25 protein-coding genes are annotated in these 24,056 nt (G+C 52.7%); 20 read left to right on the top strand and 5 right to left on the bottom strand.

What is annotated here, in order from left to right:
* Window positions 1–5: 5 nt before the first annotated feature.
* From ACE41H_RS16675 to ACE41H_RS16635, 10 genes are all read left to right on the top strand, one after another.
* Window positions 6–1,814 carry a cache domain-containing sensor histidine kinase gene (locus ACE41H_RS16675; RefSeq protein WP_375356595.1) on the top strand — a complete coding sequence of 603 codons (1,809 nt, stop codon included), beginning with the start codon at window positions 6–8 and terminating at the stop codon, window positions 1,812–1,814.
* 18 nt (window positions 1,815–1,832) lie between these two features.
* Window positions 1,833–3,104 carry a response regulator gene (locus ACE41H_RS16670; RefSeq protein ID WP_375356626.1) on the top strand — a complete coding sequence of 424 codons (1,272 nt, stop codon included), beginning with the start codon at window positions 1,833–1,835 and terminating at the stop codon, window positions 3,102–3,104.
* 201 nt (window positions 3,105–3,305) lie between these two features.
* The gene (locus ACE41H_RS16665; protein ID WP_375356594.1) at window positions 3,306–5,522 is read left to right on the top strand and encodes a stalk domain-containing protein; all 2,217 of its coding nucleotides are present in this window, start codon (window positions 3,306–3,308) and stop codon (window positions 5,520–5,522) included.
* A 127-nt stretch (window positions 5,523–5,649) separates the two neighbouring features.
* The gene (gene yidD, locus ACE41H_RS16660) at window positions 5,650–5,955 is read left to right on the top strand and encodes a membrane protein insertion efficiency factor YidD (protein ID WP_375356593.1); all 306 of its coding nucleotides are present in this window, start codon (window positions 5,650–5,652) and stop codon (window positions 5,953–5,955) included.
* 124 nt (window positions 5,956–6,079) lie between these two features.
* Entirely contained in the window at window positions 6,080–6,220 is a 141-nt protein-coding gene (locus tag ACE41H_RS25300; protein ID WP_445974747.1) for a hypothetical protein, read from the top strand.
* A 120-nt stretch (window positions 6,221–6,340) separates the two neighbouring features.
* The gene (gene metG / locus ACE41H_RS16655) at window positions 6,341–8,344 is read left to right on the top strand and encodes a methionine--tRNA ligase (protein WP_375356592.1); all 2,004 of its coding nucleotides are present in this window, start codon (window positions 6,341–6,343) and stop codon (window positions 8,342–8,344) included.
* A gap of 30 nt (window positions 8,345–8,374) precedes the next feature.
* Window positions 8,375–9,121, top strand: coding sequence for a cytochrome c biogenesis CcdA family protein (locus ACE41H_RS16650; RefSeq protein WP_375356591.1), 747 nt, complete (start codon window positions 8,375–8,377; stop codon window positions 9,119–9,121).
* A 222-nt stretch (window positions 9,122–9,343) separates the two neighbouring features.
* Window positions 9,344–9,769, top strand: a complete 426-nt coding sequence (gene mntR, locus ACE41H_RS16645; protein ID WP_375356590.1) for a transcriptional regulator MntR — start codon at window positions 9,344–9,346, stop codon at window positions 9,767–9,769.
* 151 nt (window positions 9,770–9,920) lie between these two features.
* On the top strand, window positions 9,921–11,510 hold the full coding sequence (locus ACE41H_RS16640; protein WP_375356589.1) for a family 10 glycosylhydrolase: 1,590 nt from the start codon (window positions 9,921–9,923) through the stop codon (window positions 11,508–11,510).
* Between the two features lie 80 nt (window positions 11,511–11,590).
* Window positions 11,591–12,547, top strand: coding sequence for a patatin-like phospholipase family protein (locus ACE41H_RS16635; RefSeq protein ID WP_375356587.1), 957 nt, complete (start codon window positions 11,591–11,593; stop codon window positions 12,545–12,547).
* A gap of 84 nt (window positions 12,548–12,631) precedes the next feature.
* Here the strand turns inward: ACE41H_RS16635 and ACE41H_RS16630 are convergent, their stop codons facing one another.
* Both ACE41H_RS16630 and ACE41H_RS16625 read right to left on the bottom strand, forming a co-directional pair.
* Entirely contained in the window at window positions 12,632–12,952 is a 321-nt protein-coding gene (locus tag ACE41H_RS16630; RefSeq protein ID WP_375356586.1) for a hypothetical protein, read from the bottom strand.
* Window positions 12,953–12,959: 7 nt separating this feature from the next.
* Complete coding sequence (locus ACE41H_RS16625; protein WP_375356585.1) at window positions 12,960–13,952, bottom strand: DUF1385 domain-containing protein; 993 nt, start codon at window positions 13,950–13,952, stop codon at window positions 12,960–12,962.
* 280 nt (window positions 13,953–14,232) lie between these two features.
* Here ACE41H_RS16625 and ACE41H_RS16620 point away from each other — a divergent pair, with 280 nt between their 5' ends.
* From ACE41H_RS16620 to ACE41H_RS16605, 4 genes are all read left to right on the top strand, one after another.
* Window positions 14,233–14,739, top strand: coding sequence for a YqhR family membrane protein (locus ACE41H_RS16620; RefSeq protein WP_375356584.1), 507 nt, complete (start codon window positions 14,233–14,235; stop codon window positions 14,737–14,739).
* Window positions 14,740–14,834: 95 nt separating this feature from the next.
* Complete coding sequence (locus ACE41H_RS16615) at window positions 14,835–15,899, top strand: M24 family metallopeptidase (protein WP_375356583.1); 1,065 nt, start codon at window positions 14,835–14,837, stop codon at window positions 15,897–15,899.
* A 68-nt stretch (window positions 15,900–15,967) separates the two neighbouring features.
* A complete protein-coding gene (gene efp, locus ACE41H_RS16610) occupies window positions 15,968–16,525 on the top strand; it encodes an elongation factor P (RefSeq protein ID WP_375356582.1) in 558 nt (185 codons plus the stop codon).
* Window positions 16,526–16,718: 193 nt separating this feature from the next.
* Window positions 16,719–17,972 carry an aspartate kinase gene (locus ACE41H_RS16605; protein WP_375356581.1) on the top strand — a complete coding sequence of 418 codons (1,254 nt, stop codon included), beginning with the start codon at window positions 16,719–16,721 and terminating at the stop codon, window positions 17,970–17,972.
* Between the two features lie 4 nt (window positions 17,973–17,976).
* Here the strand turns inward: ACE41H_RS16605 and ACE41H_RS16600 are convergent, their stop codons facing one another.
* The 3 genes from ACE41H_RS16600 to comA all read right to left on the bottom strand — a co-directional run bounded on the left by ACE41H_RS16600 (window position 17,977) and on the right by comA (window position 20,096).
* Window positions 17,977–18,441 (bottom strand): DUF441 domain-containing protein, encoded by a 465-nt coding sequence (locus ACE41H_RS16600; protein WP_375356580.1) that lies wholly within the window; start codon window positions 18,439–18,441, stop codon window positions 17,977–17,979.
* 72 nt (window positions 18,442–18,513) lie between these two features.
* Complete coding sequence (locus tag ACE41H_RS16595) at window positions 18,514–19,248, bottom strand: 2-phosphosulfolactate phosphatase (protein ID WP_375356579.1); 735 nt, start codon at window positions 19,246–19,248, stop codon at window positions 18,514–18,516.
* Window positions 19,249–19,265: 17 nt separating this feature from the next.
* Window positions 19,266–20,096 (bottom strand): phosphosulfolactate synthase, encoded by an 831-nt coding sequence (gene comA, locus ACE41H_RS16590; RefSeq protein ID WP_375356578.1) that lies wholly within the window; start codon window positions 20,094–20,096, stop codon window positions 19,266–19,268.
* A 232-nt stretch (window positions 20,097–20,328) separates the two neighbouring features.
* Here comA and ACE41H_RS16585 point away from each other — a divergent pair, with 232 nt between their 5' ends.
* From ACE41H_RS16585 to spoIIIAE, 6 genes are all read left to right on the top strand, one after another.
* On the top strand, window positions 20,329–20,592 hold the full coding sequence (locus ACE41H_RS16585; RefSeq protein WP_375356577.1) for a YqhV family protein: 264 nt from the start codon (window positions 20,329–20,331) through the stop codon (window positions 20,590–20,592).
* 95 nt (window positions 20,593–20,687) lie between these two features.
* Window positions 20,688–21,674 carry a stage III sporulation protein AA gene (gene spoIIIAA, locus ACE41H_RS16580; protein WP_375356576.1) on the top strand — a complete coding sequence of 329 codons (987 nt, stop codon included), beginning with the start codon at window positions 20,688–20,690 and terminating at the stop codon, window positions 21,672–21,674.
* Window positions 21,668–22,186: a stage III sporulation protein SpoIIIAB gene (gene spoIIIAB / locus ACE41H_RS16575; RefSeq protein WP_375356575.1), complete on the top strand. Its 519-nt coding sequence runs from the start codon at window positions 21,668–21,670 to the stop codon at window positions 22,184–22,186. The genes spoIIIAA and spoIIIAB overlap by 7 nt, the downstream gene beginning before the upstream one ends.
* A gap of 12 nt (window positions 22,187–22,198) precedes the next feature.
* Window positions 22,199–22,402, top strand: coding sequence for a stage III sporulation protein AC (gene spoIIIAC / locus ACE41H_RS16570; RefSeq protein WP_375356573.1), 204 nt, complete (start codon window positions 22,199–22,201; stop codon window positions 22,400–22,402).
* Between the two features lie 9 nt (window positions 22,403–22,411).
* Window positions 22,412–22,801 carry a stage III sporulation protein AD gene (spoIIIAD, locus tag ACE41H_RS16565; RefSeq protein ID WP_375356572.1) on the top strand — a complete coding sequence of 130 codons (390 nt, stop codon included), beginning with the start codon at window positions 22,412–22,414 and terminating at the stop codon, window positions 22,799–22,801.
* Window positions 22,802–22,813: 12 nt separating this feature from the next.
* Window positions 22,814–23,995: a stage III sporulation protein AE gene (gene spoIIIAE / locus ACE41H_RS16560; protein WP_375356571.1), complete on the top strand. Its 1,182-nt coding sequence runs from the start codon at window positions 22,814–22,816 to the stop codon at window positions 23,993–23,995.
* The last annotated feature ends 61 nt before the right edge of the window (window positions 23,996–24,056 follow it).

The raw sequence follows: 24,056 nt of genomic DNA, 5'->3' as shown, positions 1-24,056 counted from the left end.
CCACTATGACGCTGCGCATGAAGCTTTTTGCCGCTTTTATCGTGCTTATCATCGTACCTATGTGCCTGCTGGGTGCGCTGACCTTGTGGGTCTCGTCGGATGCGGCGGCGCGCAGGTACAGCGAGCAGGCCGAGTATGCGCTGAAGGCCATCAGCTACAGCCTGACCGGTGTTTTTGAGGAAATGAACAAGGTAACGGATAACGGAATTGCGACTGCGGTGTTTCATATGGCGCTGTACGCCGATGACCCGGAAAAGCAGAACCTGAATGCCGATGGTCAACTGACCCTTAACGACAGCCAGCGCAGCTTCAGAAACCTGCTGTACAACTATCCGGATATCAGTTATGCCTACCTCTATAATTTGCGTGGGAACGGGATGTCCTCCGGGATGGTGTCCATTTTTACGAAAGAAGACTTTACAGCGCTTCCGTTTGAAAGCTTCAAGAAGCATCCCCTATATCAGGAGGTCATGGCCAGGAACGGGAATCCGGTCTGGATCGCTCCCTATGAATATCCCGAGCTCACCGGCTCCGAGCCGGTATTCACCCAGATCCGGTTAGTCAAGGAGCTGAAGCATTTCCGGAACATCGGCATATTGGTGGTGCAGATCAAAAACTGGCAGTTTGACCGAATTTTCCGCAATCTTCGGCTGAATGAGCCGACAGGGAACACGACGTTCATGCTCGCTAATAACAAGGGTTTGATCGTATATGATCAGACCGGGCTGAATAGCGGGAAAAATATGTCTGATCTTATGGGGCATCCTTTCCGTTACGGCAGCGGATATGAAAGCTACAGAACCCCCTTTCAGGGGGATCAAAGCATGATTTCCATCTATCATCTCAAAGACTACCCATGGAGTCTCATATCCGTGACGCCATGGAGCTCCCTCACTGCCGAATCCTCTGTGTACGCCTTATGGTTCGTTGTATTCATGGTTGTCTGCCTTGCCGCCGCCGTCCTGTTCAACATGCTGTTCATGAACCGCATCACCGGTTATATCGCCGTTCTGGTCCGGTTTATGGGCAGGGTGGAGGAAGGGGATTTAAGTGCACGGGTCAAACCCGGAAAAGAGGCTGAACTGCGTGTTCTCGGGGAGGGATTTAATTCATTGATGGACAGAATTGGCATTTTGTTTGCCAAAATCAGCTCCGAGCAGGAGCAGAAAGCGCGGGCGGAGCTGCGTGTGCTGCAGGCGCAAATCAAGCCCCACTTCCTGTTTAACACGCTGGAATCCATCAATGGCCTGGCGGTCAGGGGAGAGGGGCGCAAGGTCAGTGAGATGGTCATCCGCCTGGCCGGCATGCTGCGCACCAGTATCCAGGAGAGGGAGGAAATTACGCTGGCTGAGGAAATCAGCCATCTGCGGAGCTATCTTGAAATTCAACAGTACCGGTTTTCCGGCTTGTTCACGTACGAGATTTTCATACCGGAGGAGCTGAGAGCCTGCCTGGTGCTGAAGCTAACGCTGCAGCCTTTGGTGGAGAACGCGATCCAGCATGGCTTTGAAGGCAGAACGAGCGGCGGAGTGCTGCACATTGCCGTGTGGGAAGAGCAGGGGGACATCATTCTTGAAGCTGCGGATAATGGGGCCGGTATCTCTCCCGAAGTGCTTGGGACGTTCCAGTATATGATCAGGGAACAGGATGATTCGGCAGCTGGCAGCCGGTGGTTTGGCGAACAGCGGGGTCTGGGGGTACGCAATGTTGCCGACAGAATCCGGATTCAATACGGCAGCAGTTATGGGATTATTATTTGTTCCCATAAAGACTCAGGGACCGTCATACGCTGTAAAATACCGAAGTATGGCTAAGCGGGGGGAGGAAGCGTGATGGTAACAGCACTGCTTGTGGATGATGAAAGACCTGTGCTCGATAACCTGGAGAGCATTCTGCCCTGGAACGACATGGGTATTGAAATCTCCGGCACGGCCGGCAATGGGATGGACGCGCTGCGGCTGGCGGAACAACAGAATCCCGATTTGATCCTTTGCGATATCCGCATGCCGGTCATGGATGGGCTGACCTTGATCGCCGAGCTGCGCGGCAGGGGGATTGACAGTGACGTCCTTCTGCTGACAGGTTATCAGGAGTTTGAATATGCAAGGACGGCTCTCAAGCATGGGGTGAGGGAGTACATCACCAAGCCTATAGATTATGGCATGCTTGAAGATGTGCTGAGGTCGCTTGCCGCCGAGATCATCCTGCGCCAGCAAAAAGAGACCGAGCTGCAGGCCAGGAACGAGGAGATTGGCTGCTGGGTCAAGCGGAACCGGATCAGGGAGGTGCTTACAGGAGAAGCCTGGAGCACGCCTTCCTCACCTATTTCTCTGGCGGAGGAAGGGGAGCCGTACGCGCTTTTCGTGGCGGAAGCCTGCATGTACTTTGATCAGACCCGGCAGTGGAACGTTGACAGCAAAAGAGAATGGAACAGGCGGATGTCGGAACGGCTGGAGGCCATCTTGCAGACTCGTTTTGTAAGCCCGTTCGTGTTCCAGGTACGGGAAGGGGAATGGTGCGTGGCGATAGAGAGCGTCTTACAGAAAGAATTGCTGTCAGAGCCTGCAAGCTTGCAGGAAATTGCCGGGCAGTTCGCCAGCATTTGTGCCAATTCAGGGATGGAAGGCCGGCTACTCGCACATCCGGGACCTCTGCAGATTTTGGATCTGGTGGCGGTATACCATGCTTCCAGGCATGTTCAGCTGCAGCCGGGGGAACGGCTGTGTCTGCTGACCAGCGAAGAATATGGCGGAGGCCGCCAAAATGGGGATGCGATTGAGACGGCCAAGCAATATATTGCCGCCCATCTGGCTTCGGACCTGTCGGTGGAGGAGCTGGCGGAATACATCGGCATCAGCGGCAGCTATTTTTGCCATCTGTTTAAAACCCGCTGCGGCATGACCTTCCTGGAGTATGTAACCCGGGAACGGCTGGCTGCAGCCCAAGCGCTGCTCGCGGGAACGAATTACAGCATTACGGCGATTTGCTCGGCTGTGGGCTACCGGGAACGAAGATACTTCACCAAAGTGTTTCACAAGCATTTCGGGCTGACGCCATCGGAGTACCGTGACCGGCTGCGTGCCGGTGTGCATGCGACGGGATGATGCGGCGGATATTTCATGGTTTACATAATGAATGCGTCGGCTGCCATTCTTTTGCATTTCGAGGATCGGGAACTTTCTCCACAGAAGTTCCTCTTTTTACTTTTTCGGCAAAATTCACAGCAACTTTTTACAAACACTAGCGTCTAATAGTATGACTTTTTACGGGGAAGCCAAGAATTTGGTAATAGAAGGAGACAGAGAATGAATCTTAAGAAATGGACGATGCTCACTGCACTGGCCGTATCCCAGGCCGCGGCGGTTATGCCGGCAGCCGCAGCCGCAGCACCGGTTACAGGAGCATCCGAGATCAGTGATCAGCAGGTAAACGCAACGAATGAAGGTGCTGAAGCAGAAGCAACCGATGTGACTGATGTAAACGGGAGCATTGATGACAGCGCTGCTGAGAATGCTCTGACTTCAGAAGAGACAGATACCACGGATTCTACAGATGTTACAGATTCTGAGGAGGACCAGCAGTATCCGGAAGATACACAAGGCAATGCCAGCGTAACAGACGATGTGTATATTCCTGCTTCATCCAATCAGCTTATTCTGTATATGAACAGCGCCAAAATGGTGCAGGACGGCCAAATTTATACGGCTACCCAGCCGATGACTGTAAAGGATGGCGTCTCCTATGTTGCCATTCGCTCGCTCGTTAACCGTGTTGGACTGCAATTTTACTATGATACCGCCACCAAGGAAACGGTCATTACCCAGGGAGCACAGGTTCTCCGTTTCAAAACGGACAGCAAGGTATACACTGTCAACGGTGAGCCCAAACAAATGAAGGGGCCGGCCTTCCAGCAGAAAAACGTATTCATGGTTCCTTTGACATCGATTACCCAGGCTCTGAACATTCCTTACACGGTGGATAATGTCAATAAAACAGTTATTCTCGATCTGGTCTCAAAGCCTGTCGCTTCATTTACGACCAAACCGAGCACAGATATTTATGCTACACAGACTCAGGTTACATACCTGACCCAATCCTCTTCTCCAAGAGGGCTGCCGATTGTTAACGAGCGCTGGGAAGGACGCCAGGACGTGTTCCAGGAGCCGGGTACTTATACGATTACCTATTCCGTTCAGGATTCGTCTGGCCAGTGGAGTGATCCTTACTCGCAGACCATTACGGTCAAACCGCAGAACCAGCCACCTGTCGCCATGTTTACGACAGACAAGAAGGAATATATGATGGGTGAGAAAATCACCTATACCGATCTGAGTACGGATGATGAGAACCGTATTCAGAAGCGTGAATGGGTGAACAACAAGCTTGCCTTCTTCGAGCCTGGGGAAAAGGAAATCTCCTTGACCGTAACGGACCAGTTGGGCCTGACAAGCACCTATACGCAGACCGTTACGATTAAGAACGAAACCTTGTATGAAGAAGACGACTTCAACAAGCTGTTCACGCCGTATGGTGATTTGTATGAATTTGACGGCAGTGAAGTGCCACAAATGGAAACTGTGCCGGCTTCCGTGACTTCCGGACCGCGCTTGCTGATTCGTGCCAACAGTCCGGAGCGGGTGCTCCAGGACGGGATCGTCTATCAGGAGATTGGCACGGGCAGCCAGCGGATTCTGGCTCATTATGTCAATGAAACGGGTCGTAATGTGAAGATGTATATCGTGGCAACGAATAACAATATCCTCCCTGCCACCATCAACGTGGAAGCATCCGGCTTCGGGGGACCGAGCCCGTTTGCCACCGCTGCGGGCAAGCTAGGAACGATGCGTTATCTGCAGTCCCTGACCGACGGCACCAAACGCTCCACTATGGTGCTGAATCCGGGCGAAAGCAGAGTGATTTTGCCGGATCTGAGTGCAATCAAAATGAAACCTGATGAGGTCATTTCCCTGCTGTCGGATTTGAATTCGGACCAGCCGGTGCAATATACTGTAATTATGGTTGAAGAGTCCGCCGATCCGCTGGTAGCGTTCCAGACGCTGCCGAAGCTTGACAAGGACGGTATCCACAACCGTGGTACGTATATGGATGCCGATCGTACGGTCGAGTATGCGGAAGAAGTTGGAAGAAAAGCGCAGCGCATCGTTATTGGAGACAACAATGTGGATCCGAACCTTACTGGAACGGACGGCATTGACGGCTCTGCGGCTTCCAACGCCGGCAACTTCGGGGTATTGTACAAAATCAGACTGACCAATGTTGCGCCATACTCCCTGATTACGTTTAATCCGCGCGGAGGCTTGTATTCCGGTTATGCCATGGTTAATAGTCAAATTATAGCCGTCGCTAACAATAGCGGTGTAAGAGCGCCGAATGAAAACAGCGTTCTGTACCGTACCGGACATATGGCCGAAAGCGTTGAAATTTACTTTACCGCAGCCGCTGGCAGCAATCTGCCTGTCAATCTGCTGGTTCAGCCGCTGCCTGAATACAAGCAACAATAAACAATCAGCAAGCATCCACCGTTAAAAAGTCACTTTTTACAGGCTTGTAAAGGCGTTCAGGGCAGGGGTTCACAAGTGAATCCGGCCCGGGGCGCTTTTCTTGCATGGAACGCAGAGGAGGAAGGTTATGGCGGACGGAAAAAGAATACTGGCCCGCAGGCTGGTGCAAGGGCCAATCCACTTCTACCGGCGTGTTATTTCCCCGTTAAAGCCCCCGACCTGCCGTTTTTATCCGACATGCTCGGCGTATGCGCTGGAGGCGATCGAGGTGCACGGCCCATTCCGCGGCTCCTGGCTGGCTGCAAAACGCATTGGCAAATGCCACCCGTTTCATCCAGGCGGTTATGATCCCGTGCCGCCGGCCGGGGCAAATGGCACAGAACGGAGCCGCAAGCGGGACAACCCTTCCCTTGCAAATGATGAGCAAACTTGACATAGCCTCATCGCTTCGCTATATTTTGAGTAATATGATTTTCCAGTGAAGGGATAAGTACGACATAACCGTCCAGTACAGAGAGCCGGGGGAGCTGCAAACCGGTCTGGAGGGCTGTCCGAAGATGGTCCTGGAGGAACTGCTTGTGAGCGGCTGCTTTTATTATACCGGCGTAAGCAAGCAGCGTGTTCCAGCGTTAATGGACGGTCTGAATGGACCGGTGGAGTCCGTCTTCCGCGAGGAAGCGGAGAACATTGGGTGGTAACGCGTGAGTAGACTCTCGCCCCATAAGGGGTGGGGGTCTTTTTTGTTGGCTCACTGCTTTGCAGCCCTGTATCCCGAGACTGGAAAACCGAAATTGAACAAAACTGCAGGAGGGAAAAGTATGGCGAATGAGAACACGTTTTATATTACAACGCCTATTTATTATCCGAGCGACAAGCTGCATATCGGGCATGCTTACACTACGGTCGCTGGTGATGCCATGGCCAGATACAAAAGACTGCGCGGGTATGAGGTCCGCTATTTGACAGGCACGGATGAGCATGGGCAAAAAATCGAGCAAAAAGCGGCGGCAGCCGGCAAAACCCCGCAGCAGTTCGTAGATCAGATCGTGGCAGGCATCCAGGAGCTGTGGCAAAAGCTGGACATCTCCAATGACGATTTTATCCGCACGACGGAAGAGCGGCACAAAACGGTCGTACAGGACATTTTTGACCGCCTGCTCAAGCAGGGGGATATCTATAAGGGCGAATACGAGGGCTGGTACAGCATTCCGGACGAGACGTATTACACGGAAACCCAGCTTGTCGATGTGATCAAGGATGAAGCTGGCAACGTGATCGGCGGCAAAAGTCCGGACAGCGGACATCCCGTAGAGCTGGTGAAGGAGGAATGCTATTTCTTCCGCATGAGCAAATATGCAGACCGTCTGCTGCAATTCTATGAAGAAAATCCGGACTTCATCCAGCCGGAATCTCGTAAAAAGGAAATGATCAACAACTTCATCAAGCCTGGGCTGGAGGATCTGGCTGTCTCCCGGACGACATTTGACTGGGGGGTTAAGGTAAAAGGAGATCCAAAGCACGTGGTCTATGTGTGGATCGATGCCTTGTCCAACTACATCACCGCTCTTGGCTACGGATCGTCCAATAGCGAGCTGTATGACAAATTCTGGCCCGCCAATGTGCACATCGTCGGCAAGGAAATCGTCCGCTTCCATACGATTTACTGGCCGATCATGCTGATGGCGCTTGACCTGCCTTTGCCGAAGAAAGTGTTCGCGCATGGCTGGCTGCTGATGAAGGATGGCAAAATGTCCAAGTCCAAAGGAAATGTCGTCGATCCGGTGACCCTGATCAACCGTTACGGACTGGATGAACTGCGTTATTACCTGCTGCGCGAGGTGCCGTTCGGTGCGGATGGAACGTTCACGCCGGAGAGCTTCGTCGAGCGGATCAACTCTGATCTGGCCAATGATCTGGGCAATCTGCTGAACCGTACCGTTGCGATGGTTGACAAATATTTCGACGCCAAAGTGCCGGCCTATGAGCAGGGCGTTACAGAGTTTGACACGGCCCTTGAGGAGATGGCGGGAACGACCTATGCCAAGGTTGAAGAGGCGATGGAAAAGATGGAGTTTTCCGTCGCCCTGACAGCGATTGGCCAGTTCATCAGCCGCAGCAATAAATACATTGACGAAACACAGCCATGGGCCTTGGCTAAGGATGAAGGCAAACGGCGCGAGTTGGCCTCCGTCATGTACCACCTGGTGGAAAGCCTGCGCATTGCGTCCATTCTGCTGCAGCCGTTCCTCACCCGCGCGCCGCGCAAAATCCGGGAGCAACTCGGGTTAACGGAAGGGACGCTTACCACATGGGACAGCGGCAAGCAATTCGGGCTTATTCCCGAAGGCACGCAACTGCATAAAGGAGACCCGATCTTTCCGCGTCTGGATGCTGAGCAGGAGGTGGCATTTATCGTGGAGGCCATGACAGGAGGTGCCAAGCCTGCTTCCGCCGAAGCGCCAGCCCCAGCCGCTCCTGCGGAAGCGCCGGAGAGCAAGGAAGAGATCGGGATCGAGGATTTCGCCAAGGTGGAGCTGCGCGTAGCCCAGGTCATTGCCTGCGAGCCGGTCAAAAAGGCCGACAAGCTACTCAAGCTGCAGCTTGATCTCGGTTACGAGCAACGTCAGGTCGTCTCGGGCATTGCGAAGTTCTACACGCCAGAGGATATGGTAGGCCGGAAGGTGATTTGCGTCACCAATCTGAAGCCTGTGAAGCTGCGCGGAGAGCTGTCGCAAGGCATGATCCTTGCCGCCTCCCAGGGCGATCAGCTCACACTTGCAACCGTGCCTGACAGCATGCCTAACGGTGCGATTGTGAAGTAATATCTCTCATATTCAGCGGCAGGGGAGCGTATGCTCACATTAAGTGAGTATACAAGCGGGGTGAACTTTCTGGATATCCATATCGGCGTAGCTTTTGCGGCAGGGCTGGTGTCATTTGCGTCTCCCTGCAGTCTTCCCTTGTACCCTGCTTATCTGTCTTATCTTACAGGGCTGAATTTTACACCTGCTGTGCAGCAGGTGGCATCCCACGAGCATCGTGTTCGCGCGATTACGCATACGCTGGCTTTTGTCCTGGGGTTTTCGGCTGTTTTTTATTCGCTCGGAGCCGGGGCGGGGCTGCTCGGGTCCTGGTTTCATATGTACAAGGACGGCCTGCGTCTGATTTCGGCTGTACTGATGATGACGATGGGCCTTGTTGCACTCGGCTGGCTGAGACCTATGCCATTAATGAAGGATTACCGCGTGTCAGCTGCCCGTAAACAAGCCGGTTATATAAGGTCCTTTGCCGTCGGGATCGGTTTTGCTGCCGGTTGGTCCCCCTGCATCGGGCCCATGCTTACAGCAATTATCGCCCTGGCCGCGGTTGAGCACAGCACCTGGTTTCTGCTCGTCACAGGTTATGCGGCAGGCTTCGCGCTACCGTTCTTTATTCTTGCTTTCTACGCCGGGAAAATCCGGCCCCAAGCTCGATACAGCTCGCTGCTGATGAAGCTCGGAGGAGTGATGTTGTTCGCCATCGGCATTCTGCTGCTGACGGATCACTGGAGCAGGCTGTCCTTGTTCCTGCAGCGCTTTAACCCTGAATGGCTTATGTAAAATAACAATTTGAGCTTTTGGAAAATGCCCGAAAAAACGCTCTGCGATCAGCTCGCGCAGAGCGTTTTGCTGTTTATGCCGCCGCATGAATCCCGGCAAACGTGGGCATACAAGGGGGTGAAGGGGCAGGACTTGCCAATAGGTAATGAGAACATGTATCATTATTTAAGCAGTCATACGGCGGACAAGCGATGGTTGGAATAATAGAAATGAGGGAAGCAGATGCCAACGCCTAGCATGGAGGATTACCTGGAAAGGATTTACAAGCTCATTGATGAGAAGGGCTATGCCCGTGTATCGGATATTGCGGAAGGACTTGAGGTTCACCCTTCATCAGTCACCAAAATGATTCAAAAGCTGGACAAGGACGATTACCTGGTGTATGAGAAATACCGGGGGTTGATCCTTACCCCGAAAGGGAAAAAGGTCGGCAAGCGTCTGGTGGATCGTCATCATCTTCTTGAACAGTTTCTCGGCATGATCGGGGTCAGTGAAGAGCATATTTACCAAGATGTGGAGGGCATTGAGCATCATTTAAGCTGGGATTCCATCACTTGTATTGAAACGCTGGTCGAGTTTTTCGAGCGGGATGCGACCAGGCTGCAGCAGCTGCGCGACCTTCAGAAAGAAACGGCTGGAGAATCTTAAACGGGCATCCGTCCGCAAGGGCAGATGCTTTTTATTTTGCTGCTGTCGCAACATCCCCTGGCAAATTACGTCTATCCATTATATAAATAGAGAGCGCTGCATATACATAGCGTGAAAAAGGGACAAGACAAGCTTTTGGAGGTTTTCGAGCATGAAGCGTTTTTTGAAATGGTTTATCGTCGGTTTGCTGGTGGTGTTGACCTTGCAGACAGAGTCATGGCGGGTGCTGGCGACCCCGGCCAGGGACATCACAATCTATCTGGATGGAGCGAAGCTGGATTCAGACGTATCACCGTACATAAAGCAGGCTGACAATGTCACCATGGTACCTTTGCGAGTGATCAGCCAGGGACTGGGCGCACAGGTGGGATGGTCGCAGCCTACATCCACGGTAACCATCACCGGCAATGGCAAAGTGTTAACCATGACTTCAGGCTCCGGCTCGGCCATCGTTGACGGAGCGAACGTGCCGCTGGACAGTCCGGTGGAAATGAGAGTTGGCAGAGCTATGGTACCCCTTCGTTTTATAGGTGAAGAATTGGGGCTGAACGTGAACTGGGATGCCGCAGCAAGGACGATAACCCTGTCAAGCGGAGCAAACGTTAACGTTCCTGCTTCCGGGGAGCAGAATGAAACCGGGACGGAGGTTGGCGCTTCCGAGTCCATGAGAGGGGCCTGGGTGTCCACTGTAAATGGGGACTGGCCTTCGACAAAGAACAGCATGGCTGCGCAACAGCAGGAATTTACCAACCTGCTGGATGATCTCGCCGGTATGGGGATCAACGCTGTTTTCGTTCAGGTCAGAGCAAGTGCGGATGCCATTTATCCGTCTGATACGGTGCCTTGGGGCAAATATTTGACCGGTGTACAGGGAAAATCGCCAGGTTATGATCCCCTTGCTTTTATGATTGAGGAGGCACATAAACGGGGAATGGAATTTCACGCATGGTTCAACCCGTTCAGAGCGAGCACAACCGCCAGTACGGCCGGGCTTGCGGCTAACCATGTCGCGGTACAGCATCCCGACTGGATTGTGAACAATGGGTCTCAGCTTTATATCAATCCGGGTATTCCCGCCGCAAGAGAGCAGGTTATCGATGATATCATGGAGGTTGTGAATCAGTATGATATCGACGGCGTGCATCTGGATGATTACTTTTATCCTTACAGCGGCACTTTTAACGATGACACCACTTATGCCTCTTATAACGACAGCGGTCTGAACAAGGGGGACTGGCGCAGGGATAACATCAACCGTTTCGTCAAGGAGCTTGGAGCAGCGATTCATGCGGCCAAACCGGACTCGCAATTCGGCATCAGCCCGTTCGGTGTATGGCGCAACAAAGCGGATGATCCGACAGGCTCCGACACACGTGCAGGGGTTACGGCCTATGGCACAACTTATGCCGATGTCCGGACATGGATCAAGGAAGGCTGGGTGGACTATGTCGCTCCGCAAATTTACTGGAGCATCGGTTTTTCTGCTGCCGCCTATGATAAGCTCGTTTCCTGGTGGTCCGACGAGGTAGAGGGAACGAACGTCAAGCTCTATGTCGGTCATGCCCCATACAAGCTCGGAACCTCGGAACAGGGCTGGCAGACTGCGCAGCAGATTATTGACCAGTTAAAATGGAATGAGAATTATTCCGGGGTTAAAGGCGATATTTTCTTCAGTGCACAATATTTGCGGAAAAACCCGCTCGGACTTGTTACGCTTTTACAGTCTTATTATAACGAATAAGGTCATAAACCGGCCCCCGTGCTCATACATAAGCAGTGTAGCGATTGTCAACTGCTGCGGAGAGAACGGGGGTTATTCATATGCTGATTAATGCGGTGTTTCAAGGCGGTGGAATGAAGGGCATATCCCTGGCCGGCGCTGTGAATGCGGCTGAACAAAACGGAGTCGAATTTAACCGGGTGGCGGGGACATCCTCCGGGGCCATCGTAGCTTCTCTGGTTGCGGCGGGTTACACGGCGCAGGAGATGAAGGAGGTTATTGAAACGACTCCTTTTGTCAGACTGCTGCACCGTTCCCCTCTTTTTAACGTAAAATGGGTTGGACCTGCCGCCCGGATCTGGCTAAAGAAAGGGCTTTTTTCGGGGGAGGTTCTGGAACAGTGGGTTAGAGGGCTGTTAAAAGCGAAGGGAATCCGGCGCTTTGGCGACCTTGCTCCAGGCAAGCTTCGTATAGTAGCGTCCGATATTACCAACGGGCGTATTATGGTGCTGCCGGACGATATGGAGCGTTTTAATGTGGAACCGTCTTCATTCGAGGTGGCCAGAGCGGTTCGTATGAGTACAAGCATTCCTTATTTTTTCGATCCGGTGATGCTGCGTCTGGATGCCAAAAGGGCCAGGGGCAAGCCTTTCGCCGGACAATTTGTTTTTATTGTGGACGGGGCCATGCTAAGCAATCTGCCCTTGTGGCTGTTTGATCAGGAGCGGGCAAAGCCGGCCGAAGCCATTCCGACGGTAGGCTTTCAAATGGTCGGAAAAAACGACACCAAAACCTCATTTATCCGCGGACCGCTCAGTATGCTGCAGGCCATTATTGATACGATGCTCTCGGCGCATGATGAGCGCTATATCGAGCAGGAGAACCGCTTTCGTACCGTAAAAATCCCTACGCACGGCGTACGGACCACCCAATTCGACATCACCCCCGAGCAGAGCGAGATGCTGTACGCTTCAGGTCTGCAGGCCGGCAATGACTTCTTTCGCAATTGGAGCATCGCTTCTTATCAGCTGCAGTTCAAAAAACTGAAGCTCCCGTAAGGGTGGATTTTTGTGTGAACCAGCAGTAAAAAAAGCACCTGACCGTTTAGGGAACGGTCAGGTGCTTGCCATGTTTGTGCCGTGTTAATGATACTTGGGCACATCGTCATTATTTTTCCCTTTCTGGCCTTCGATCACATAGAAGGGATATTCCTTGCGCTTTTTGGCTGCTGTCGGCTTGCGGCCTCCGGCCGCTTTGGCCATCGTTTTTGCGGAAGGTTTGATTTTTGGGGTCTTGGTGCCCCGGCGGGGAGGGAATTTATACAACAGCAGCACGATGCCGAAGACGATGAGCGGGATGAGGAGCACGCTCAGCATCCCGTAATCCCCGCGGATAATGGAGACTGCCGTTCCCACAATGGCCAGCGCGATGAACCCCCAAAATACGAATGCCTGTTTGCTCATATTCATCTCATCCTTTCACAGGATCAAGAGACGGGCTGCTTAACCTTTCCTCTACAGGGGCTTTCTCCAGTTCGGCGTCAAGGGAAAGCATCCGTTGGAAAGAAGCGATGGAGACCTCCACTTGATCATTGGTCGGTTCTTTTGTCGTAAGAAGCTGAAGCCACAAACCCGGATAACCCAAGTAACGCAATACTGGGACTTCACGAAGCGAATTCGTCAGCTTGAGAAACTCGAAGGAGAGGCCCAGTACAACTGGGAGCAGGACGATGCGTTGCCCCATGCGTTCCCATATATTTTCATAAGTGAACAAAGAATATACAATGACGCCGATGATGACGGTAAGCATGATAAAGCTGCTGCCGCACCGGTAATGAAGCCGGCTGAATTTCTGTACGTTCTCTGGCGTCAGCTCGACACCTGCCTCATAGGCGCTTATCACTTTATGCTCCGCTCCGTGATACTGGAACAGCCTTTTGATCATGGGAGTCTGGGAAATTCCCCACAGATAGGCGAGCAGCAGGATCAGCTTGATCACGCCTTCGGCCAGGTTATGCCCGATTTGACTGGTGAACAGACTGCCAAACAGAAAATCCTCTACAACGACAGGTACAAGCGTCAATACCAGCTTGCCGAACAGGAACGACAGAATTCCGATGGCGGCAACACCGATGATCATGCTCAGACTCCATTTGGAATCTTCCTTTTCTTGCTGCGCGGCCCGTTCTTCCGGGTCCATTTCATCTTCAGCGTAGGCGTCAGCCGAATAGTTCAAATGCTTCGTGCCTTTGGCACTGGCATCAATAATGCTGACAATTCCGCGCAGCAGCGGAACTCTGCGGAGCTTGCTGACCAGCGAACTGTCCTGGCGGGGCACCTCCAGAAAAGTTATGTCACCGTTCTTGCGGCGGACCGCCGTGACATTGACCCGCTTGCCGCCGAACATCACGCCTTCTATAACCGCCTGGCCACCGTAACTGACGGGCTTGGATGCTTGAGACAACCGGTTCACCTTCCGTTTCCGGGAATATCATTTTGCCTATGTTCCCTGATTAATTAATGTGTATGCTGCAAAAAGCGTTGCAGGGCAGCCCTTCTGTCAGATTAAATTTGATCCCTTATATTGTATCGAATTTTGCAGACGATTGCTAGTTGTGACAGGATAGGTCTGATGGCGTTTAAGGAAAAAACTGACGGCATTTCCTAATGAAGCTGCCGCGGATTGTACATACTAGAAGCACAGATACGATTTCTTAAGCCACAGAACGCGGAGGAGATTCGATATGAGCTCGATAACAAAAAGAGATCGCAGTGCGCATCCGACGGGACAAGGGCTAACTTCACCGCTCCGGTTTTCTCTTCAGCTCGGCTTTTTTGCCGGATTAATCTGGGGCTTGGTGCGCTGGCTTTTTTATATTCTGCACTTTACCGTCGTTCTTCCCGGCTTTCTTGCGGAGCCCTTTTTCAAGCATTCGTTCATGAAGAGCACTGCCGGACACTTGACTGGCCTGCTTTTTTTTATCGTGTTCTCCATGATTGCAACGTTCCTTTATACTGCTTTGCTGCGGAAGCTAAAAGGACCCTACCCTGGTCTGATTTTCGGTGCGGTATGGTGGACGGTGCTGTTTGTGTGGGCCGGACCGCGGCTGGGCATGTTCCCACCGGTTACAAGGCTTACATGGGATACCTTGGTTTCCGAATTTTGCGTTTTTTTGCTGTGGGGGCTTTTTATTGGTTATACGGTTGCGTTTGAATTTACGGATGAGCGGCTGCGTGAGCACGCAGTGTAAGCTGACAGCTGCAACTAAAAAACTTCTCAAGCGGCCGCAGCTTGTGTTAAAATATCATTTGGTGATTTCTTGAAGGTGAAAGAGAGGACTGGCCGATGGAGAGAGTATTGAAACTGCGTCAGGCAATGGAAGAGCGGAACTTGCGTGCCATGCTGATCACAAGCTCTGTAAACCGCCGCTATTTGACAGGATTTACAGGCTCGGCGGGTTATGTGCTTATTACAGAAACAGGGAGCTTTTTCCTGACGGATTTCCGTTATATGACCCAGGCTTCCGAGCAAGCGAAGGGATTTACTGTAATAGAGCATGCTGCGCAGGTCATGGATACGGTGAAGGAGCTGCTCCAATCCGAACAGATCAGCGAGCTGGGCTTTGAGCAGGATCATGTGACGTTCGGGACCCATGGAACCTATGCAGAGCAGTTAGAGCCGGTTAAGTTTGTCCCGGTTTCCGGCATCATCGAGAAGCTTCGCATTATCAAGGATGAAGGCGAGATTGAAGTGATGCAGCGTGCGGCCGATTTGGCAGATGCGGCGTTCGCACACATTCTGCCGCTTATCAAACCAGGGGTTACGGAACGGGAGCTGGACCTTGAACTTGAATTTTTCATGCGCAAGCATGGGGCGGCATCTTCTTCGTTTGACACCATTGTTGCCTCGGGCGAACGCTCGGCCATGCCGCATGGTCGTGCAAGCGACAAAGTCATTCGGGAGAATGAGCTTATCACCTTTGATTTTGGTGCATTGCTGGATGGCTATTGCTCTGACCTGACCCGTACGGTAGCAACCGGCAATCTTCAGCTGCAATTAAAGGAAATCTATGATATTGTACTTGAGGCTCAGCTTCATACTCTGGAACATATCAAAGCAGGAATGACCGGACGCGAAGCCGATGCGCTCGCCCGGGATATCATCAGCAAGTATGGTTACGGCGATCAGTTCGGCCACAGCACCGGCCATGGTTTGGGGATGGAGGTTCATGAATCTCCGCGACTGTCCAAGCTGAGTGACGATGTGCTTGTGCCCGGGATGGTGGTTACGGTCGAGCCGGGAATTTACTTGCCTGGACTTGGCGGTGTGCGGATCGAGGATGATATTGTGATCACGGCTGACGGTATACGGGTTTTGACGAAATCGGCCAAGCAGTTTACGGTTGTTTAAAGCTGCATCTCTGTACGACTTTAGTGCGTGCGGATTTATTTTACTGATCCTGTAGGAGGGGTTATTCTTTGATTAACGTTAACGATTTTAAAACAGGCTTGACCGTTGAGGTAGACGGCGACATCTTCACAGTTCTTGATTTTCAGCATGTTAAGCCTGGTAAAGGTGCGGCATTTGTTCGTTCCAAGCTGAAAAACCTGCGCAACGGCAACACCGTAGAGCGTACCTTCCGTGCAGGTGAAACGATCGGGCGTGCCCAAATCGAGAACCGCGGCGTGTCCTATCTGTATGCCAGCAGCGATGAGCATACGTTTATGGATAACCAAACCTATGACCAGTTTACCCTGACCAGCAAGCAACTGGAATGGGAGCTGAACTTCCTGAAAGAAAACATGAATGTGAATATTATCAGCTACAACGGCGAGATTCTCGGCATTAACCTGCCAACAAGTGTTGAGCTGAAAGTGGCTGAAACCGAGCCAGGCATTAAAGGCAATACGGCTACAGGCGCTACAAAGAATGCCAAGATGGAAACCGGCCTGAATGTTCAGGTTCCATTGTTCATCAACCAGGATGATGTGCTGTTGATCGACACGCGTGACGGCAAGTACATGTCCCGCGCCTAATCCGGTAACTCTGGAGCCCCAAATCCTCTGCCCTTGTGGTGCAGGGGATTTTTTGCAATCACAAAAAACATTGGAACAACGAAATACTTTCGTATTATACTGTATGAAAGTTGTGCCCGCTCATATGAGGTTTTATGGCGGGCAAAGCGACCTGATTGTGCTACATACGTTCAGTTTGAGGGAGTGAATAGGCTTGTCTTTGTATGTCATGAAGTTTGGAGGCAGTTCTGTAGGGGATACGGAGCGAATGAAGCGTGTTGCCAAGCGCATCGTCGAGAAGCAGGACGAAGGGCATCAGTGTGTGGTTGTCGTGTCCGCGATGGGGGATACGACAGATGATTTGATAGATAAGGCCAAGCTTCTGAATGATCAGCCGCCTGCGCGTGAGATGGATATGCTCATGACGACAGGTGAACAAATATCCATCGCTATGCTGTCCATGGCGATTCATCAGCTTGGCCGTACCGCTGTTTCATTTACAGGCTGGCAGGCCGGATTTCTGACCGAGGCCGAGCATGGCAAAGCCAGAATTATCGATATTCGTCCGGAGCGCGTGCTCAAGGCATTGGAAGAGCAAAAAATCGTGATTGTGGCTGGCTTCCAGGGCATATCGGAAGGCGGTGAGATTACGACCCTTGGCAGAGGGGGCTCCGATACGACGGCGGTTGCTCTGGCTGCTGCAATCAAGGCGGATGCCTGCGAGATTTATACGGATGTGGACGGTGTTTATTCAACCGATCCGCGCATCGTCAAATGTGCGCGCAAGCTGAAGGAAATTTCTTATGATGAAATGCTGGAGCTTGCCAATCTCGGTGCGGCGGTGCTTCATCCCCGCGCTGTGGAGTATGCCAAGCATAACAATGTGCGGCTGATTGTACGATCCAGCTTTAATTATAATGAAGGAACGCTTGTGAAGGAGGAAGCAGTTATGGAGCAGGGTGTAGTTGTAAGCGGCATTGCATACGATAAAAATGTGGCCAGAATCAGCATTCTGGGGGTAGCGGACGTTCCCGGTGTGCTGGCGACGGTCTTCGGCGCGCTGGCGGAAGCTAAAATTGACGTCGATATTATCGTGCAAAGCGGGGTGCAGGACGGTAAGGCGGATTTCTCCTTTACGGTGGCTTTGTCGGATCAGCAGCGGGCGGTCAGCGTCCTGGAAGGGATTCGGGAGGTTATTCCTTACAGGGAGGTCAGCACTGAGGATGATCTGGTGAAGGTGTCTATTGTCGGCGCAGGCATGGTCAGCCATCCCGGTGTGGCGGCGCAAATGTTCGAAGTTCTATCCAAGCTTGGCATCAGCATCAAGATGGTAAGCACATCGGAAATCAAGGTATCCTGTGTCATTGAAGCAGGCAAGCTGCAGGACGTCGTCAAAGCGCTGCATACCGCATACAATCTGGACACGGAAGAGCAGGTGTTTGTCGGAGGGCCACAGGACCGCCGGTAAGCGGTCAAGACAGCTTGTCCGCAATCCACTGGGTCACTTTCAGTAAAAAAGCGGTAATTCCCGCCGCCATCAAAGGCCCGACAGGAATGCCGCGCAGAAATACAATGCCCAGAATAGAACCGAGTACAAGACCCACAATCATTTGTGGGTCTATTTTTAACATCGCGAGACCTTTTCCGTTCATGTAAGTGGCAATCGCCCCGCCTGCCAATGCCACAATGCCCGGCCAGGTCGTCAGCGTATTTGTAATGTCACGGAGAACTACTTTCTCCTGCGCAAAGGGCACGAGCACACCGATGGTCAGAAAAAGAAGGCCAAACTCCAGACCTCTGCGCTCCATGGAAGGCAAATATCTTTCCAGGTGAACAAGCTTCATGACAAGCAGCAGGCAGGCGGCGGTCGTAATAATGGGTGACCGGCCGATCAAGCCGACGACAATTAGGATGACAAGGATGATTTCTCCGTTCATAAAGCGGCGACACTCCAGTCCATATCTGTCATGTTATCAGTGTATGTCGCCGTGTCTGAACTTTAGAACAAGCTAGGAAGCGAACCTCGCTGCGGTGAGCGGGCGAATGATATGATCCTGGTCCAGCGCCGGCACGACGGAATACAGATCCACGCGTGTGCAGTATGCAATGTCTTGATCAAAGCCGAGCTGTCTCAGACGTTGGCTGCCGCTGCAGTCCTGAATCAGTTGAACCAGCTCGGTTTTGATGTGCCTGGAAGCAAATTGAAGCATCTTGCCGAAATCATTCAGCTCCAGATCTTCCCCGAGCGTTTTATGAAGCTCCTCAATCATGCAGCCGGCGCATAATCCGTCTTCCAATGCAAACCGGTCCTTACTGCCTGCACAGATGATCATGGTGTTGCGGCCGATCGATTTTACCGCTTCGGCGCAGGCGCTTAAATTAAGGAATGAACCAGCGAGAATGCATGCGGCACGGTGGGCCTTAAAAAAAGCGCGTGTCCCGTTGGAGGTTGTCAGCACAACCCGCTTCCCCCGTACGGCCTGGCCGGTATATTCTTCCGGCGAATTGCCTGCATCAAAGCCTGCTATTTTGCGGCAATATCTTTCCCCGCCAAGCCACACATCCGGCTGTTTCCATTGTCTGGCCTGGGGAACCGTCTCGACAGGCACCACACAGTCTGCTCCATTCGCGAGTGCGGTTACGATGGTGCTAGTCGCCCGCAGCACATCGATCACCACCACACATTTGTTGGCTGCTTCTTCTGCTATAACCTCATTGACACTTCCGATAACATCAATGCGCATTCAGAGGCCCCCTCATGTCAATTAAGCTTGCCTTCCATATCAGCAGTCGGGTTCTCCACCCAGCAGGCGGTGTCTCCGCGCAGCCCCCTTCGCAGCGCCTCCAGCGCAGTCGCGTCCTGAAAGGAAATGTTGCCCAGGTGAACATTGGGGCCCAGCGTCTGCAGCAGAAAAACCTGTTGTTCTTTGCGGGGAGCTTCCCACATGACCTTGTCGGGTAAAGGCATAGACTGCAGAATGCTCCTGAAATCCTGCTCCTTCAAGCTTCCATCCTCGTTATAGACGCCCGCGCCGCTTCCTGATTCCCGTCCTTCCATGATGACCAGTTCGGCTCCGAGCTCAAGATCGATGGTTGCCGTCTCCACAAAGTGTCCTATGGTCAGCGGCTGGCCGCCCAGCTTTTTGCCATACTCCGTAATAACAGTGAATCCCATATCCTGTCCGCGCAGAATCAGTTCGGACCGCTTCTTGCGTGTCATGGGAAAGCTGCCATCTGATATTTCCAGACCATTGAATCCGAGCTGCCGGAGCTGGGCCAGAAATTCGTTCTGCAAACCTAACGCCAAGGCAGTTTCCAAAAAGGTGCCCCCGGTCATTATGAGGATGCCCCGGCTTTTGGCATGGTCAATTTTGGACAGCAGGATATCGTCCGGAGTCAGGACCGCAGTGCCGAAGCCCAGTTTAATCATATCGATATAAGGTGCGGACATGTGCAGCAGGTCACTGAAAGCGCTGGGTCCGAGCCCTTTGTCCATAACCATGGTTTTTCCGGTGCCGCCGGCTGTGCCTGTTCTGCCTCCCGCAGGGTCCTGGAGTGCCGGATGCCAGCGGTCCGATTGAGCTTCTCTCATCGGTAAAGCCTCCTTATAGTTAAATCCCGTTTTTCATGGGTCAATATATGCCGGAGGTTTGGGCCCGGTGCCTAATCCGCGAGAACTAATTTCTCACACTCTTGCATATCTATCTATTAGTGCGTGTTCAAAAAGTCAGGTTTTCAGCACCGAAGCTTATGCTTCCGAAGTGCGTTTTTTCAAAACGCTTGAGTTGGATGAAGCTAGGGACTTGCGGAGGGAGGGAGCGGTATTGGACAAGTTCGTAGCCGGGATGGGGATGATTCGCCTGTTGTCCGGCTGTCTGGAAATTGCTGCGGCGTTAATTATGCTGAGGCTGAACCAGGTTGAGAAGGCGCTGGTAGTCAACACAGGACTGGCCATGGTGGGGCCGCTGGTGCTGCTTGCGACAACGACGATTGGTCTCGTGGGAATGGCGGACAAGCTATCATGGGACAAGCTGATATGGATCGGCTGCGGTGTCGCCTGCCTCATGTTTGGTATTTTGAAAAAATGATAGAAACGCGAGCGTCATATTCTACCGGTCCAAGCATAGACTTGTCATAAGATCAGACTGGATCATAACCACAACAGCGGAGGGGCGTGATGGCAATGGATTGGTTAGATCTTTTTCCCGAACCGGTGAGAAGCATGCTCCGGAAACTTCCGCAGACCGTGTTCGACCGCCTCGAAGAAGTCCGGATCAGAGAGAATAGACCGCTGGAAATCAACGCCGGCGGCGATCATCACTTCCTGACCCGCGGCGGCAGAATGACACTGCAGCCAGGGGAAGCATATCGGCCGGACAAGGAGGATACAAGCCGTCTGCTTGATTTGATCAGCAACCACTCCCTGTACACGATGGAAGAAGAGCTGCGCAAAGGCTTCATTACCATTCCCGGGGGGCACCGGATCGGACTAGCCGGCCGGGCGGTGCTGAGCGGCGGCAAGGTTGAGCATTTGCGGGACATCAGCGGCTTCAATGTCAGAATTGCGCGGGCCGTCCCCGGCATAGCGGATCCGGTGCTCCCCTATGTGCTTGACGAAAGGTCCGGACGGGTGCTGCATACGTTGGTGCTGTCTCCGCCCCAGCATGGGAAAACGACGCTGCTGCGCGATTTGGCAAGACAGCTCAGCTCAGGGACGGCGGGCAGGCGTTATGCGCCCGGCGGGATGAAGGTGTGCATTATCGATGAGCGCTCTGAAATTGCCGGCAGCTATAAGGGAGTTCCAGGTTTTGATGTCGGACCTCGAACTGACGTCATGGACGCCTGCCCGAAGGCTGAAGGCATGATGATGATGATTCGTTCGATGTCACCCGAGGTCATCGTTGTGGATGAAATCGGTCGCAGCGAGGACGCAGAGGCGATCCAGGAGGCGCTCCATGCCGGTATCAGCGTCATCGCTTCCGCCCATGGCAGGGATTTGTCCGAGCTGTCAAGGAGACCCGCGTTCCAGGCACTGGCCGGACAGGCGCTGTTTGAGCGGTACATTCTGCTTGAACGCAAGGGCTCGCATATCTCCTTTCGCGCGGCCGATGCCAAGCAGCGGATGCTGGCTTTAACCATCACGGGCAAAGGGGGGAGCAGCGGATGCTGAAGCTGATCGGCGCCATGATGATTCTGCTGGCGGCGACTGTGGGTGGATGGCTGAAGGCCAGGCAATTTGCAGACAGGCCGCGGCAGATCAGGGAGCTGATCCTTGCGCTGCAGCGCCTTGCGACTGAAATCTCTTACGGTGTGACACCGCTGCCTGATGCCCTGTCCCAAACGGGCGAGCCTTTAAGAGAACCGCTCAGGACCATGTTCAAGCAGGCGGCGGCATCCATGCTGCCCCCGTCCGGTATGACGGCGAGAGAAAGCCTGCATGAGGCGATTGAAAGGGTCTGGCGGCACACGGCGATGAAGGCACCCGAGCAGGACACGATGATGCAGCTGGCATACAGTCTCGGGACAAGTGACCGTGCGGATCAGATGCGCCATATTGAGCTGGCAGCCCAGCAGCTAAAGCACGAAGAAGCGTCCGCACTGGCAGATCAGGCCAGATATGAAAAAATGAGCAGAAGCCTTGGCCTTTTGATCGGAGCACTGATCGTCATACTGATCTATTAGCGGGGTGCTTGCATGAATTTAGAAGTGAACGCGATCTTTCAAATTGCGGGGATCGGGATCATCATTGCCATGATTCATACTGTCCTGAAGCAAATGGGCAAGGAAGATATGGCGCATTGGGTCACTCTCATCGGTTTTGTTGTCGTTTTGTTTATGGTGGTTCGTCTGCTTGATAATCTCCTGCAGGAAATCAAATCGATTTTTCTGTTCCAGTAGGTGAGACATATGGAGATCATTCAGGTTGTTGGCTTCGGGTTGATCGCCACGGTGCTGATTCTCGTCGTGAAGGAGCAAAAGCCGATGTTCGCTTTTCTCATTGCGGCAGGTGCGGGCATTCTGATCTTCCTGATGCTGATCGGAAAAATAGATTCGGTCGTCAGTATGCTGGAACGGCTGGCACGCTCCTCGGGAATGGACATGATCTATTTCAAAACCGTGCTCAAAATTATCGGCATCGCTTATATCGCCGAATTCGGGGCACAGATTGTCAGGGATGCCGGCCAGGAAAGTATTGCAACCAAAATAGAAATGGCGGGAAAGGTGCTGATCATGGTGCTGGCCCTGCCGATTATCGGCATCATCATTGAAACGATATTAAAGCTGATGCCTGCATAAAGGGTGAACGCAATGAGCGTAATGCCGAGCCGGAAAAACGTATGGATTCTGCTGATTTGCTTCTGGTTCGCATCGGCGGGCATCATCCTGGCGGAAACTCCGGCGAATGATTGGATCAGGCAGCAGGCCGAGGAGCTTCCAAAGGATGAGGTGGAGCAGTACTGGGACGGGCTTATGAAACAATACGGGGGCTTTTTTCCGCAGCAGAAGATGCCCTCCTTCATGGATATGCTGCTGCCGGGCGGAGAAGGGTTCAGCATGCAGGGGGTTATGGCTGCACTTGGTGGTTTTCTCTGGAATGAAATCCTCATTAACGCCAAGCTGCTCGTGACTATTGTCATGCTGAGCATTCTCAGTATGGTGATGGAAACGCTGCAGACAGCGTTCGAGAAAAACCAGGTGAGCAAAGTCGCCTATGCGCTGTGTTACATGGTCATTATCATCATTGCCATCAACAGCTTCAGTGTATCGATCCAATATGCCAAAAACGCCATCGACAGTATGACCGATTTTATGCTGGCCATGCTGCCCCTGCTCTTCACACTGCTCGCCTCCATGGGCAACGTGGTGACTGTATCGGTTACACATCCGCTGATTGTATTCATGATTCACACGATCAGCACGGTTATTCATACCGTCGTGTTTCCGCTGCTGTTTTTCTCGGCACTGCTGCATCTGGTCAGCTCCTTATCCGACAAATACAAGCTTACCCAACTCGCGGATCTGCTCCGCAACATTGCCGCAGGTCTGCTGGGAACGCTGCTTACCGTATTCCTCGGGGTAATCTCCGTACAGGGCTGGACCTCATCGGTGACCGATGGAATGACCCTGCGTTCCGCCAAGTTCGTCGCCAGCAATTTTGTGCCGGTGGTAGGCCGGGCGCTCGCCGACGCTGCAGATACGGTAATTTCCGCGTCGCTGCTGGTCAAAAATGCGATTGGTCTGGCGGGAGTCATCATCATTTTGTTTTTGTGCGCCTTTCCGGCTTTGAAAATACTGACGCTGGCACTGATCTACAATGTGACCGCAGCCATCATGCAGCCCCTTGGCGATACGCCCATTGTCAGTTGCCTGCAGGCGGTCGGGAAAAGCATGCTGTTTGTGTTCGGGGCGGTGGCCGCCGTGGGGCTGATGTCTTTTTTAGCGATCACCATCATGCTGGCTGCTGGAAATATGACCATTATGATGAGGTGAGGAAAATGTATGCAGGGAGAAGCCGCAAGCCTGGAAGAGGAGCGCTGAAGCTCAAGCCGGG

It is taken from the genome of Paenibacillus enshidis, assembly GCF_042136365.1.
Taxonomy (GTDB): Bacteria; Bacillota; Bacilli; order Paenibacillales; family Paenibacillaceae; genus Paenibacillus; species Paenibacillus enshidis.
This window is presented reverse-complemented; position numbering and strand designations above follow the sequence as displayed.

Bases quoted from the DNA above. Each gene is read 5' to 3' on its own strand.
- ACE41H_RS16675 (WP_375356595.1), top strand. From the start codon at position 6: ATGACGCTGCGCATGAAGCTTTTTGCCGCTTTTATCGTGCTTATCATC.
- ACE41H_RS16670 (WP_375356626.1), top strand. From the start codon at position 1,833: ATGGTAACAGCACTGCTTGTGGATGATGAAAGACCTGTGCTCGATAAC.
- ACE41H_RS16665 (WP_375356594.1), top strand. From the start codon at position 3,306: ATGAATCTTAAGAAATGGACGATGCTCACTGCACTGGCCGTATCCCAG.
- yidD (WP_375356593.1), top strand. From the start codon at position 5,650: ATGGCGGACGGAAAAAGAATACTGGCCCGCAGGCTGGTGCAAGGGCCA.
- ACE41H_RS25300 (WP_445974747.1), top strand. From the start codon at position 6,080: ATGGTCCTGGAGGAACTGCTTGTGAGCGGCTGCTTTTATTATACCGGC.
- metG (WP_375356592.1), top strand. From the start codon at position 6,341: ATGGCGAATGAGAACACGTTTTATATTACAACGCCTATTTATTATCCG.
- ACE41H_RS16650 (WP_375356591.1), top strand. From the start codon at position 8,375: ATGCTCACATTAAGTGAGTATACAAGCGGGGTGAACTTTCTGGATATC.
- mntR (WP_375356590.1), top strand. From the start codon at position 9,344: ATGCCAACGCCTAGCATGGAGGATTACCTGGAAAGGATTTACAAGCTC.
- ACE41H_RS16640 (WP_375356589.1), top strand. From the start codon at position 9,921: ATGAAGCGTTTTTTGAAATGGTTTATCGTCGGTTTGCTGGTGGTGTTG.
- ACE41H_RS16635 (WP_375356587.1), top strand. From the start codon at position 11,591: ATGCTGATTAATGCGGTGTTTCAAGGCGGTGGAATGAAGGGCATATCC.
- ACE41H_RS16630 (WP_375356586.1), bottom strand. From the start codon at position 12,952: ATGAGCAAACAGGCATTCGTATTTTGGGGGTTCATCGCGCTGGCCATT.
- ACE41H_RS16620 (WP_375356584.1), top strand. From the start codon at position 14,233: ATGAGCTCGATAACAAAAAGAGATCGCAGTGCGCATCCGACGGGACAA.
- ACE41H_RS16615 (WP_375356583.1), top strand. From the start codon at position 14,835: ATGGAGAGAGTATTGAAACTGCGTCAGGCAATGGAAGAGCGGAACTTG.
- ACE41H_RS16600 (WP_375356580.1), bottom strand. From the start codon at position 18,441: ATGAACGGAGAAATCATCCTTGTCATCCTAATTGTCGTCGGCTTGATC.
- ACE41H_RS16595 (WP_375356579.1), bottom strand. From the start codon at position 19,248: ATGCGCATTGATGTTATCGGAAGTGTCAATGAGGTTATAGCAGAAGAA.
- comA (WP_375356578.1), bottom strand. From the start codon at position 20,096: ATGAGAGAAGCTCAATCGGACCGCTGGCATCCGGCACTCCAGGACCCT.
- spoIIIAA (WP_375356576.1), top strand. From the start codon at position 20,688: ATGGATTGGTTAGATCTTTTTCCCGAACCGGTGAGAAGCATGCTCCGG.
- spoIIIAB (WP_375356575.1), top strand. From the start codon at position 21,668: ATGCTGAAGCTGATCGGCGCCATGATGATTCTGCTGGCGGCGACTGTG.
- spoIIIAC (WP_375356573.1), top strand. From the start codon at position 22,199: ATGAATTTAGAAGTGAACGCGATCTTTCAAATTGCGGGGATCGGGATC.
- spoIIIAD (WP_375356572.1), top strand. From the start codon at position 22,412: ATGGAGATCATTCAGGTTGTTGGCTTCGGGTTGATCGCCACGGTGCTG.
- spoIIIAE (WP_375356571.1), top strand. From the start codon at position 22,814: ATGAGCGTAATGCCGAGCCGGAAAAACGTATGGATTCTGCTGATTTGC.